This is a genomic window from Massilia aquatica (assembly GCF_011682045.1).
Classification (GTDB): Bacteria; Pseudomonadota; Gammaproteobacteria; order Burkholderiales; family Burkholderiaceae_D; genus Telluria_A; species Telluria_A aquatica.
This window is the reverse complement of record NZ_VVIW01000002.1, coordinates 530,355-542,124: the sequence shown is the minus strand read 5'-3', so window position 1 is coordinate 542,124 and position 11,770 is coordinate 530,355. Positions and strand designations below refer to the sequence as shown.

Below are 11,770 nucleotides of genomic sequence, written 5' to 3'. Positions count from 1 at the left end.
GGTTTAATCCGATTCCGGCACTCCTTACGTCGTTCAGCGCACTCGCCCCTTCTTGTTTGCCGCCACCAACCCGTTGCCTTCCACCTCGCGGGCCGGCAGCCCGACGGCGCCGAACGAGGCGACGTACGCCGCGCGTTCCACCTTGATCTGCGCCAGCAGGTCGCGGCCTTCGGCGCCGCCGGCCAGTTTGTCGAGCAGCGCGATGGCGCCGCTGATGTCCTTCTTGTTCGCCTCGATCTTCCCGCGCACCCTGGCGCTGTAGGCGGCGTCGGGCGCGATGAACAGTTCGAGCGTAGTGCGCGCGTTGGCGCGGGTGGTGACGTTGATGACGTTGGCCGCATCGGCCTGCACCAGGTCGCGCTCGATCAAGGTGGTGCTCATGGCGCTGATGTTGGCCAGCAGCGTGAGCGCGGTGGCGATCAGGGCTGCCATGATCAAGAGGATGATGCCGAACGCGCCACCCAGGCGCGTCCCGATCCTTAAGTTTGCAATGTTCATGCTGCTAACCGGCTGCCAGTCTCTGATATTTCCATCCAGCAATGGTAGGATGCCCGGGCGGGCCTCGTCAACCAACGCAGATCAAGGAAAACCAGCTTCGCGCCGGCAGCCGTCTCAGAACTGTTCCCAGTCATCCGGGCCGGCAGCGGCCACTTCGCGCTGGCGTCGAACGGCGCGGGCGACCGGCCGCTCGATGTGCGCCGGCGCGCTCCGTATCCCCGGCGTCGCCGGCGCCGGCCGCGCACCGCTGTGCGCGGCCGGCAGCTTGAACACGCTGACCACGCCCGCCAGGGTTCCGGCCTGGTCCTGCAGCGCGCCGGCCGCCGCCGCCGCCTGCTCGACCAGCGCGGCGTTTTGCTGCGTCACCTCGTCCATCTGGGTGATGGCCTGGTTGATCTGCTCGATGCCGGCGGTCTGCTCCACGCTGGCCGCCGTGATCTCGCCCATCATGTCGGCCACGCTCTTGATGCTGGTGACGATCGCCTGCATGGTGGTGCCGGCGCGGTTGACCAGTTCACTGCCCTTGGCCACCTTGTCCACCGAATCGTCGATCAGCATCTTGATTTCCTTGGCCGCCGCCGCCGAGCGCTGCGCCAGGTTGCGCACTTCGCTGGCCACCACCGCAAAGCCGCGCCCCTGCTCGCCGGCGCGCGCCGCCTCCACTGCGGCGTTCAATGCCAGGATATTGGTCTGGAATGCGATCCCTTCGATCACGCTGATGATCTCGACGATCTTGCGCGACGATTCGTTGATCGATCCCATGGTGTCGACCACCTGCGCCACCACCGTCCCGCCCTGCACTGCCACGTGCGAGGCCGAAATGGCCAGCTGGTTGGCCTGGCGCGCATTGTCGGCATTCTGCTTGACGGTCGATGTCAGTTCTTCCATCGACGACGCGGTCTCTTCGAGCGAACTGGCTTGCTGCTCGGTGCGGGCGGACAAATCCATATTCCCGCTGGCGATCTGGCTCGACGCGGTGGCGATCGCATCGGTCCCATGGCGCACCTGGTCGACGATATTGCGCAGCCCCGCGTTCATGTCGCCGAGGGCGGCCAGCAGTTGCCCGGTCTCGCTGGACGAGCCGGGCCCGATCTGGGCGCTCAGGTCGCCCGCCGCCACCGTCCTGGCCACCCGTACAGCATCGTTGATCGGCAGCGTGATCGAGCGCGTGATCCACCATCCGGCCAGCACGCCGATGACCAGCGCCGCCGCGCCCTGCCACAACATGAGGATGCGGGCGCTGGCGATGCGGGCGCCGACATCGGCACTGGCCGTGCCGACCAGGCGTTTCTGGAACTCGGCCAGGGCGCTGATCGAGGCTTGCAAACCGTCCAGCGCCGGCAGCGTTTCGGTGCGCATCAGGGTTGCCGCTTCATCGCGCTTGCCCTCGGCGATCAGTTTGTCGACGTGCGAGTACGAGGCCACATACGCCACCCGCGCCGTGGTGATCCGGTTGAGCAGGTCGCGCCCTTCGCGGGTATCGACCAGTTTGTCGAGCGTGGCCAGCGCATCGACGATCAGTTTTTTGTTCGCTTCGATACGCGCGCGGATGTTGGCCAGTTGCGCCGGGTCGGTGACGATGAACAGTTCGAGCGTGCGGCGCGCGTTGGCGCGCGTGCCGACGTTGACTTCGTTGGCGGCATCGGCCTTGACCCACTCATGCAGGACCATGCGCCTGGTGCTCGCGCCGGCGCTGTTAAGCAGGGTGATGCCGGTGGCGATCAGGGTCCCCATCAACAGCAGGACGAGGCCGAAACCGGCCCCCAGACGAACACCGATCTTCAAGTTCGCAATTTTCATCCGGACTCCTGGCTGATGAGCGCACCACTGAACGACGATAAGTTACCCGTCAGTTCATACTAGTCGAATGATGGCCGGGAGCGGCCCATGCGTCTTGCTAGGTGCGATGCCGGTGGGATCGGTGTAGGCGGGAGCGGGCGGCCCCGCCGGGTGCATCAGCGCGAAATCAAGGGTAGCGCCGCACCAGCAGTTCGGCCACGCAGACCGGCCTGGCGCCGCCCTCGCGCTCGACGATGACGCTCCATTCAAGCTGCGCGCCGCCGTCCACCGGTTCGACCTGCTGCAAGGTCAGGCGCGCGCGCACGCGGCTGCCGACCGGCACCGGGGCCGGAAAGCGCACCTTGTTCAGGCCATAGTTGACCACCATCTTGGCGTCGACCATGCGCAGCGCCCTGGCGAACAGGCCGGAAATGAGCGACAAAGTCAGGAAGCCATGCGCCACCGGGCCGCCAAAGGGCGACTCGCGCGCGCAGCGTTCCAGGTCGAGGTGGATCCACTGATGGTCGTCGGTGGCGTCGGCAAAGATGTTGACGCGTTCCTGGGTGATCTCGACCCATTCCGACACCGCCAGCTCCTGCCCCACCAGCGCCTGCATCCCGGCCAGGCTGGAAAATTCACGCATCCTTGTTCTCCTGCGGGCGGCGCCCGAACATGCCCATGCCTTCGATGGTGCAGACTACCTCGCCGTGCTGGTTGGCGGCCTGCCAGGTCGACCACACCACGCCGCGATCGGGGCGCGAGGCCGAGGGCTTCACTTGCGTGGTGATGTAGGTGACCGTCAAGGTGTCGCCGGGGCGCACCGGTTGCAGCCAGCGTACCTTGTCCAGGCCCGGTGAGCCCATGCTCGACGAGCTGCCCAGCACACTGTCGACCACCATGCGCATCATCATGCTGCAGGTGTGCCAGCCGCTGGCGATCACGCTGCCGAAGATCGACGCTGCGGCCGCGTCATGGTCGACGTGGAAAGGCTGCGGGTCGAACTGGGTGGCGAAGGCGATGATTTCTTCTTCCGTCACCGTGCGGGTGCCGACCACGATCTCCTGGCCGACGTGAAAGTCTTCGAAAAACCATGTGCTCTGTTTCATGCGATGTCGCCTTGCGCGAAGCCCGGCTGCGCGATGAAGCGCTGCAGGTGGTGGTCGGAGTCGCCCAGCGACAGCTCGATCATGGTCAGGCGCTTGAAATGGTGCGCAGCCGGCAGTTCGTCGGTCACGCCCATGCCGCCGTGCAGCTGGACCGCCTGCTGGCCGACGAATTTCAGGGCCTGGCCGACGCGGAACTTGGCCGCCGAGACGGTGCGGCGGCGTTCTTCCACATCGGAGGACGCCAGGCGCACCGCGGCCAGCAGCGCCATCGAGCGCGCCTGTTCGAGGTGGATGTACATGTCGGCCATGCGGTGCTGGAGCGCCTGGAATTTGCCGATCGGCGCGCCGAACTGGGTGCGCGTCTTGAGGTAGTCGAGCGTGGCCGCAAAAATGGCTTCCATCGCGCCCAGGGCTTCGGCGCACAAAAGGCCCGCGCCGTAGTCGGCGCCGGCGTCGAGCAGGTCCCAGCCCTGGCCTTCGGGGCCGATCAGGTTTTCAAGCGCGACCTGGACATTGGCGAAGCTAATGTCGGCGGCGCGCTGGCCATCGAGGGTGCGGTAATCGCGCACGGTCACGCCGGGCGCATTGGCCGGCACCAGGAACAGCGACACGCCATCGACGCCGCGCTGGGCGCCGCCGCTGCGCGCCGAGACGATCAGGCTGCCGGCCTGGCCGCCGTGGACGACGACGCTCTTGCGGCCATTGAGGACATAGCCGCCGGCATTGGCGACGGCGGTGGTGGCAATGTCCGACAGGTCATGGCGCGCCTGCTGTTCGGCCAGTGCGCAGGCCAGTTTGAGTTCGCCGCCGGCCACTTGCGCCAGCAGCTCGGGATGCTTGCCGCCCAATGCCAGGAAATGCGCACCGAGCACGGTGGCGAAATACGGCTCGACCACCAGGCCGCGCCCGAGCTCCTGCATGACGACGAACATGTCGACCGCCGTGCCATTGAAGCCGCCCTGCTCTTCCGGCACCGGCAGCGCCAGCATGCCCAGTTCAGCCAGCGCGGCCCACGCCGCGCTTGACGTGCCGGCGTCCGAATGAACGATCTTCTTGCGCGCCTCGAAGCTGTAATCCTTGGTCACCCAGCGCTTGAGGGCGTCCGCGAAGGCCAGCTGTTCTTCCTTGAAGTTGAAATCCATGTTCAGTCCCTCACAGGCCCAGGATCATCTGGGTGATGATATTGCGTTGAATCTCGTTCGAGCCGCCATAGATGGAGGTCTTGCGAAAATTGAAATAGTGCGAGGCCAGCGGCGCGGCATCGTCATCGTCGAACACGCTGTGCGGCGTCTCCGATTCGAGGTAGGCCGGGTCGAACGGCAGCGCCATCGGGCCGACCGCTTCGACCATCAGTTCGGTGAGGGTCTGCTGGATTTCGGTGCCGCGCACCTTGAGCACCGACGCTTCCGGTCCGGGCGCCTTGTGCTCCTGCGCGAGCACGCGCATGACGGTCATCTCGAGCGCCATCAGTTCGATTTCCAGCGTGGCTACCTTGGCGGCGAACAGCGGGTCCTCGATCAGCGGCTTGCCGTTCTTGTTGCGCGAGGCGGCGATGCGCTTGAGCGTGGCCAGTTCGCGCTTGGAGCGGCCGACCGCAGCGATGCCCGTACGTTCGTGGCCGAGCAGGTATTTGGCGTAGGTCCAGCCCTTGTTCTCTTTGCCGACCAGGTTCTGCACCGGCACGCGCACGTTATCGAAGAACACTTCGTTCACTTCGTGGTCTTCGTCGAGCATGATGATCGGACGCACCGTCACGCCGGGGCTGTGCATGTCGATCAGCAGGAAAGAGATGCCTTCCTGCTTGCGCACGCCGCTGTCGGTACGCACCAGGCAGAAGATCATGTCGGCATGCTGGGCCAGCGTGGTCCAGGTTTTCTGGCCGTTGACGACATATACGTCGCCATCGCGCTCGGCGGTGGTCTTGAGCGAGGCGAGGTCGGAGCCGGCGCCCGGTTCCGAATAGCCCTGGCACCACCAGTCTTCGCACGAGAGGATGCGCGGCAGGAAGTGGGCTTTCTGTTCGTCGCTGCCGAAGGCCATGATGACCGGGGCCACCATGTTCACGCCGAAGGGCAGGATCGGCGGCGTGCCGGCGCGCGCGCATTCCTCGTCCCAGATGTGGCGCTGCACGGCGCTCCAGCCAGGGCCGCCGAATTCGGCCGGCCAGCCCGGCGCCACCCAGCCCTGCTGGGCGAGGATGCGGTGCCAGCGCACGTAATCGTCCTTCGACATGCGCAGGTGCTTGCGCACCTTTTGCTGGAGGTCGGCCGGCAGATTGGCGTCGAGGAAGGCGCGCGCCTGGTCGCGGAACGCCAGGTCCTCGCTCGTATAGTTCAGGTCCATACAGTCTCCTTTGTTATTATCGTCAAAAAATAGCACGACCGTTCACAATGATTGTACATCAAAAATTCGGGCGGGGAAGATGGCTTTTGCGGGGGTGAACCGGGGCGCACGGGGAGTCTCTAGAGGCGGTAAACTGTGGGTCCGGATACCCTTTTATCGCGACCTTCAATGAGAACAGACAGCCGCCTTTCCCGCGTGCTCCATGTGCTGCTGCACATGGCCAGGCACGACGGACCGATGACATCGGAACACATCGCTAACATGCTCGATACAAATCCGGTGGTGGTGCGGCGCACTTTGGCCGGCTTGCGCGAGGCCGGGTATGTGCGGTCGGGCGCGGGCAAGCATGGGGGCTGGACCATGGCCTGCGATTTGCGCGAAGTGACTTTGCTCGATATTCATCGCGCGGTTGGCGGGCCGCATTTGTTCGCCATTGGCGTCGATAACCAGCATCCCGACTGCGCGGTCGAAAAGGTGGTCAACCAGGCGCTCGGCGACGCGCTGCAACGGGCCGAGGCGATCCTGATTGAGAGCTTGGGGAATGTGGTGCTGGCCGACCTGGCGCAGCGGTTTGATCAGTTGTGCGTGGCGCGCGGGGTGGACCAGCAAGCGCAGAATTCGGACCTGTCATGACAGTAAATATAAGGGTAAGGACTTTTTCGCATGCTTTCAAATAGAAAAAAACGCAACTCTCCGGGGAGGCAGGCCGCTTCGTGCAGCAGTACGCAAGAAAGGCGCCTAAGAGAAAGGAGCCAAATGATCGTAAGCTTGAATGGCGTGCCGGATTTCGCCAATATCGCACCTACCAAATGCTCTGCAAAACGTTTCGCCGTCGCCTGAACTTTCGGCTCCATTATTTTTGCAAATGAAATACAAATTCGACTATCTTGACGCCACGTCAGACCGGTATACCGTTATGATCGACGAGCTTTTTCCAAGCGATGACGCGAACCTATGATCGGCCGGTGGTCGCCCGTCGTCTACTTTCAAGCAACACCAACATCAGCCCGGCTACATGCGCAGGCTTAAAGGAGAAGAATATGTTCAATCACATCATGGTCGGTTCAAACGACATCGAGCGCTCGAAGCGTTTCTACGACGCGCTGCTCGGCATGCTCGGGGCCGGCGAGCCGATCCGCAACGTGGCCGGTTCCGGTCACACCCGCCTGTTCTATCGGCATGAAGGAAACACGTTTTGCGTCACCGAACCGATCAATGGCGAACAGGCGACCTGCGCCAACGGCGCGACCATCGGCTTCAAATGCAACTCGCCGGAACAGGTAACGCAATTTCACGATGTTGCGGTGGCGCATGGCGGCGTATCGTGCGAAGGCCCGCCGGGCCTGCGTGAAAGCGACATGGGCTCCGTCTACTTGTCGTATGTACGCGATCCGGACGGCAATAAGCTCTGCGCACTGCACCGTCCCAAGTAAGCACCGGTTGTCTGCAAGATAAACTAAGCAAACGCGGATTGCGAAACGTCGAAAAATCAATATTATGCGGTAGCCGATATTTGCTAAACCGAGGCGTATAGCGTTTCTGGCTGTACGCCCCGCAAAATCTGTCGACATGGCATAGGCACTCGATTCCCCTTTTCTCGTCTGTCATGGCGATCCACGGAATTAGGCTTGGAACATTTCTAAATTTTCCCTGTTTGCACACTCGCCATCAAAGAAGGCAGACGTGAAGAAGTTCGTAATTCAGTATCGACTGGACATGCGCAATCCGCATACCCAAGTATATCAGGACGCTATTAATACACATATGTTTGAATACACATTGGAACCATGCCGTGAAGCCAGACATGAACATCTGTTAACCTTGTGTTACATCACAAACAAAGGTGGCTGCAAAGTTGCCGAATTATTTTCGCTCATCGGCGGACCAAAGCCGCTATATGCAGGGCCAATATAACTAAGCAAATTCTCATTGTTGAGACATAGAAACATCTTATTCTTCAACGCATATTTACACCAGATCACCGACGTGCTCATGTTTTCTCCTCCCACTGAGACGAGTTTTGATGAAAGAAACTGAATGACCATTAACTACAATGCAGTGAAGGCAGCGGTAGATAATGCCTCAGAGCGTTACGCTTCAATGGATATATTGCGCGCCGGAGCTCAGCTTATTCCATTTGTTGGCGGAGCAATAGATACGATCCTTTCGGGCCGGGGGTCTCGACTCCAGCTCGCGCGACTCGATCGGTTCATCGGCCAACTGCACTCGCGACTACTTCTGGTTGAAACAATTCAAGTAGATTTAGGAAGTGACGAGTTCTTCGATTTTATGATCACCTGTTTGGATAAGGCTACAAGAGCACGGACAGCTGAAAAATCTCAACGATTCGCGGAGATCGTCGCGACCCAACTCTCAGCTGCTCGTCCTTGGGCTGACGCAGATATGGCAACGCGCCTATTGGGCGATCTTGAAGATATTCATTTGAGCATATTAAATGCAGGTTTGGCGGCACCCGTGGGTACTGAAGCATTTTCGGGGATGCGAGTTTTCGCGTTAAAGACTCATCCTGAACAATCATTGCTGGACGGTTTGGCTGCGCCGCTTATTAACGAGCTCGGAAGTCAATATTCAGTTGTTGCGCTGCGTATGGCATGTTCAGAGCTCACAGCTAGGGGATTGCTGCATGATGAGGGGGTAGGTCGATGGGGGTCGGTGGCCATGACCTATTTTGTGGCTACCGACCTCGCAAGCTGGTTCGCCGATTGGCTTCGGATATCTCGTGAGCGATCTAATCAGAATGCGAATTGATTTTCAAAGACATCTGTTTGACGTAAACGGCGTGGCGCCAACCACCCTCGGTGCTAAACAAACCACGTGCAGGTGCTTGCCATGGCGAGTTGAACAGCCACAGAAGGCTCTGCTTGAAAACTTAACCTGTCGCGGGAACATATTGCCACAATATGATGCAGCATGCCACTTACTGGAATACGCAGTCCGGCGCACAGTTGACTTTTGACGTGAACGGAAACGACAACGGGGCCCGCAAAGGCCCCGTTGTCGGTGATTACCGCGTTCCTGCTCAGTTACCCGCTTTGACCGCCGGCAGGTAAGGCATCAGGCGCGCCGCCATGCGCGTGTCGCCCTTGAGCATCTCGATTTCGTCTGAGAGGATGTGCGCCGCTTCCTGCAGCATCACGTCCTTGGCATCCTTGGCCGCTTTTTCGGCGGCCAGTTCGGATGCCAGATTGCGCTCGTCGGCCTGCAAGCCGTCGTCCTGGCGGTTCGGCTTGGACGTCGCCGCCTTGGCCGTCTTGGGCGGCGGCGCCAGCTTGCTGCGCGCATCCTTGGCGTCGGTCACGTCGGCCGGCTCGTCGGTCACGGCGGCGCGCAACGCTACCTGGCGTGCTTCGCGCTGCTTGGCCTTGGCTTCCAGCGCATCGCGTTCCTTGCGGCGCACCGCTTCGTTCAGCGAAATCACGTTATCTTTACGCAATTTACGCAGCTCGGCCATGTCTTCCTGCAAGTACTGGAAGTCCTTGTCCTTGGCGATGCGCGTTTCGTGGCGCTTTTGCAGCGGAGTAATCAGTTGCTTCAGATTGCCCGACGGCGTGTACGCCACGGGCTTGATCGCCACCCATGGCAGGGCATTGTCGTAGCTCGACTCACCGAAGCCTTCCGGATCGGAGGTAACCGGCATCTTGATGTCGGGCGTAACGCCGCGCAATTGCGTGGTTCCGCCGTTGATGCGGAAGAACTGTGCGATGGTCATCTTCAGCTCGCCGTAGCGGGCTTTTTCGCCAGGGTTGCCACGGTCGAGGTTGACCAGGGTCTGGACCGTGCCCTTGCCGAAGCTCGGCTCGCCCAAGACCAGGCCACGGCCGTAATCCTGGATCGCGGCGGCAAAAATCTCGGACGCCGAGGCCGAGCCACGGTTGATCAGCACGCCCATCGGGCCATCCCACGCCAGGCCGGCCTGGGTGTCGCTCTCGACCGCCACGCCGCCGTCGGCGCCGCGCTGCATCACGACCGGGCCCTTGTCGATGAACAGGCCGGTCAGCTCGACCGCCTCGCCCAGTGCGCCGCCGCCGTTGTTGCGCAGGTCGATCAGCACGTTGTCGACTTTTTCTTTCTTGAGCTCGCCGAGGATGCGGGCCACGTCGCGCGTGGCGCTCTTGTAATCCTTGTCGCCGCGGCGGCGCGCTTCGAAGTCGAGGTAGAAGGTCGGCAGCGAAATCACGCCGACCCGGCGCTTGACGCCGCCATCCTTGACTTCGATGATGGTTTTCTTGGCGGCCTGCTCTTCCATGTTGATTTTCTTGCGCACCAGCGCCACCGTGACGGTCTTGCCATCGGTGCCGGCGTCGACCGGCAGCACGTTCAGGCGCACCACCGATTCCTTGGGACCACGGATCAGCTGGACCACATCGTCGATGCGCCAGCCGAGCACGTCGGTGAAGCCGGGAGAATCGGCCTGGGCCACGCCGACGATGCGGTCGCCCACCTTCAGCTTGCCGGACATGCCGGCCGGGCTGCCGACCACGATTTCGCGGATCACGGTGTAGTCTTCGCGCTGCTGCAGCACGGCGCCGATGCCGTCGAGCGAGAGGCGCATGGCGATGGCGAAGTTGTCGGCCGAACGCGGGCCGAGGTAGTTGGTGTGCGGCTCGATCGAGGTGGCGTAGGCGTTCATGAAGGTCATGAACACGTCTTCGCTGTCGACCTTGCCCATGCGGCCGACGTAGTTTTCGTAGCGCTTGTCCAGCGTTTCGCGGATCGACTTGTCGTCTTTACCGGCCAATTTGAGGCGCAGCCAGTCGTTCTTGACGCGCTTGCGCCACAGGTCGCGCGCTTCGTCGATGTTCTTCGGCCAGGCGGCTTTTTCGCGGTCGATCTGGAAGGTTTCGTCGGCCGTGAAGTCGAATTTGCCTTTGAGCAGCTCACGCGAATACGCGAAACGCTCGTTGAAGCGCTGCTGGTACAGGCTGTACATGGTAAACGGCGTGGCCAGGTTCTCGGCCTTGATCGCGTCGTCGAGCCTGGTGCGGATCGGGTCGAACGCGTCGATATCGCTCTGCAGGAAATGCAGGCGGTCGCTGTCGAGCGATTTCAGGTAGCGGTCGAAAATCTTTTCCGACATCGCATCGTCGAGCGGGGTGACTTTGTAGTGGTGGCGTCCGAAGACCGTGGCGGCCCAGACGGCGGCCTGGGTTTGCGTGGCAACCGGCTTGAGCGGCGTGGCGCCGGCTTTGGCAGGCTGGGCGACCGCCTTGACGGGTTGCGGGACTGCCGCTTGTGTCGTCGCGGCAAATGCCAGTGCGAACATCAACATGTGCTTCTTCATTCGTTGTCTCTCCGAGCGGGAACTGGTGTTATCTGCGGGCGAAACCGTGCAGTGCAAGGGCGCCCAGCCGCTAAATCGGCTACTGCCGCTGATTCTAACAGGATAGTGGCGTGGGGCAGAGCCACCGACGCACCGGCGCCGAACCGAGCTTACGGGCTGGTGGCGCTACCGGTTCACGGATTTACAAATTGAAACAGCTGTGGCCGGAAGTGAAACAGCAGCCACAGCCCCGCGCCGATAATAAACAGATATGGCCAGGAGCGCAGCGCGATGCGCCAGTCGACCATGGACGGCCAGAACGACAGGAACTGGGGCGCCAGCGCCAGCGCGATGAGCAGGTCGCGCCCATCGAACTGCCAGGGGCCGCGCGTGCGCCACCAAGCCACGCAGAACGGCAGCAGCACGATCACCAGCGGCGCCAGCGCGGCCGGGGCGGCGTTGTACCAGCGCACGCGCGTCAATGTGACCGAGCCCAGTTCCCAGTGCTGCCCTACCCTGCGCGGAATGACGGTAAACGAGGCCGGGCGCGCGCCGGTCAAGAGGCCCGCCACGAAATGGGCCAGCTCGTGGCAGATGGTGCCGGTCACGGTGAACAGGAAAAAGAAGGGATGGGCCCCGGCCAGCACCCGGATCACCAGCGCCAGCCCGACCGAGGGCGCGAGGTAGAGGAGGATGTCTTTCATGCGGGGAATTGGCCGGCGTTCATTGCCGGATTTATACCATAGACCAGCCCGCCAGGACG

Annotated in this window: 11 protein-coding genes; 3 read left to right on the top strand and 8 right to left on the bottom strand. The window is 62.0% G+C overall.

Features of this window, described 5'->3' with window-relative positions; genetic code table 11:
- Positions 1-33: 33 nt before the first annotated feature.
- The 6 genes from F1609_RS05425 to F1609_RS05400 all read right to left on the bottom strand — a co-directional run bounded on the left by F1609_RS05425 (position 34) and on the right by F1609_RS05400 (position 5,726).
- On the bottom strand, positions 34-498 hold the full coding sequence (locus F1609_RS05425; protein ID WP_167075429.1) for an MCP four helix bundle domain-containing protein: 465 nt from the start codon (positions 496-498) through the stop codon (positions 34-36).
- Positions 499-612: 114 nt separating this feature from the next.
- Positions 613-2,298 carry a methyl-accepting chemotaxis protein gene (locus F1609_RS05420; protein WP_167075427.1) on the bottom strand — a complete coding sequence of 562 codons (1,686 nt, stop codon included), beginning with the start codon at positions 2,296-2,298 and terminating at the stop codon, positions 613-615.
- Positions 2,299-2,464: 166 nt separating this feature from the next.
- Complete coding sequence (locus tag F1609_RS05415; RefSeq protein WP_167075425.1) at positions 2,465-2,920, bottom strand: MaoC family dehydratase; 456 nt, start codon at positions 2,918-2,920, stop codon at positions 2,465-2,467.
- The gene (locus F1609_RS05410; RefSeq protein ID WP_167075423.1) at positions 2,913-3,383 is read right to left on the bottom strand and encodes a MaoC family dehydratase; all 471 of its coding nucleotides are present in this window, start codon (positions 3,381-3,383) and stop codon (positions 2,913-2,915) included. The genes F1609_RS05415 and F1609_RS05410 overlap by 8 nt, the downstream gene beginning before the upstream one ends.
- Positions 3,380-4,525 carry an acyl-CoA dehydrogenase family protein gene (locus F1609_RS05405; RefSeq protein ID WP_167075421.1) on the bottom strand — a complete coding sequence of 382 codons (1,146 nt, stop codon included), beginning with the start codon at positions 4,523-4,525 and terminating at the stop codon, positions 3,380-3,382. The genes F1609_RS05410 and F1609_RS05405 overlap by 4 nt, the downstream gene beginning before the upstream one ends.
- A 10-nt stretch (positions 4,526-4,535) precedes the next feature.
- Positions 4,536-5,726 (bottom strand): acyl-CoA dehydrogenase family protein, encoded by a 1,191-nt coding sequence (locus F1609_RS05400; protein ID WP_167075419.1) that lies wholly within the window; start codon positions 5,724-5,726, stop codon positions 4,536-4,538.
- Between the two features lie 168 nt (positions 5,727-5,894).
- Between F1609_RS05400 and F1609_RS05395 the strand changes: the two genes are divergently transcribed.
- The 3 genes from F1609_RS05395 (at position 5,895) to F1609_RS05385 (ending at position 8,495) form a co-directional block, all read left to right on the top strand.
- Positions 5,895-6,359 carry an Rrf2 family transcriptional regulator gene (locus F1609_RS05395; RefSeq protein ID WP_167075417.1) on the top strand — a complete coding sequence of 155 codons (465 nt, stop codon included), beginning with the start codon at positions 5,895-5,897 and terminating at the stop codon, positions 6,357-6,359.
- A gap of 407 nt (positions 6,360-6,766) precedes the next feature.
- Positions 6,767-7,159, top strand: a complete 393-nt coding sequence (locus F1609_RS05390) for a VOC family protein (RefSeq protein ID WP_167075415.1) — start codon at positions 6,767-6,769, stop codon at positions 7,157-7,159.
- A gap of 604 nt (positions 7,160-7,763) precedes the next feature.
- Complete coding sequence (locus F1609_RS05385) at positions 7,764-8,495, top strand: hypothetical protein (protein WP_167075413.1); 732 nt, start codon at positions 7,764-7,766, stop codon at positions 8,493-8,495.
- Positions 8,496-8,766: 271 nt separating this feature from the next.
- Here F1609_RS05385 and F1609_RS05380 read toward each other — a convergent pair whose 3' ends face one another.
- A complete protein-coding gene (locus tag F1609_RS05380; protein WP_167075411.1) occupies positions 8,767-11,028 on the bottom strand; it encodes a carboxy terminal-processing peptidase in 2,262 nt (753 codons plus the stop codon).
- A gap of 173 nt (positions 11,029-11,201) precedes the next feature.
- Positions 11,202-11,711 carry a hypothetical protein gene (locus F1609_RS05375; protein WP_167075409.1) on the bottom strand — a complete coding sequence of 170 codons (510 nt, stop codon included), beginning with the start codon at positions 11,709-11,711 and terminating at the stop codon, positions 11,202-11,204.
- Positions 11,712-11,770 lie beyond the last annotated feature (59 nt).

Bases quoted from the DNA above. Each gene is read 5' to 3' on its own strand.
- F1609_RS05415 (WP_167075425.1), bottom strand. From the start codon at position 2,920: ATGCGTGAATTTTCCAGCCTGGCCGGGATGCAGGCGCTGGTGGGGCAG.
- F1609_RS05380 (WP_167075411.1), bottom strand. From the start codon at position 11,028: ATGAAGAAGCACATGTTGATGTTCGCACTGGCATTTGCCGCGACGACA.
- F1609_RS05395 (WP_167075417.1), top strand. From the start codon at position 5,895: ATGAGAACAGACAGCCGCCTTTCCCGCGTGCTCCATGTGCTGCTGCAC.
- F1609_RS05400 (WP_167075419.1), bottom strand. From the start codon at position 5,726: ATGGACCTGAACTATACGAGCGAGGACCTGGCGTTCCGCGACCAGGCG.
- F1609_RS05425 (WP_167075429.1), bottom strand. From the start codon at position 498: ATGAACATTGCAAACTTAAGGATCGGGACGCGCCTGGGTGGCGCGTTC.
- F1609_RS05420 (WP_167075427.1), bottom strand. From the start codon at position 2,298: ATGAAAATTGCGAACTTGAAGATCGGTGTTCGTCTGGGGGCCGGTTTC.
- F1609_RS05375 (WP_167075409.1), bottom strand. From the start codon at position 11,711: ATGAAAGACATCCTCCTCTACCTCGCGCCCTCGGTCGGGCTGGCGCTG.
- F1609_RS05390 (WP_167075415.1), top strand. From the start codon at position 6,767: ATGTTCAATCACATCATGGTCGGTTCAAACGACATCGAGCGCTCGAAG.
- F1609_RS05405 (WP_167075421.1), bottom strand. From the start codon at position 4,525: ATGGATTTCAACTTCAAGGAAGAACAGCTGGCCTTCGCGGACGCCCTC.
- F1609_RS05385 (WP_167075413.1), top strand. From the start codon at position 7,764: ATGACCATTAACTACAATGCAGTGAAGGCAGCGGTAGATAATGCCTCA.
- F1609_RS05410 (WP_167075423.1), bottom strand. From the start codon at position 3,383: ATGAAACAGAGCACATGGTTTTTCGAAGACTTTCACGTCGGCCAGGAG.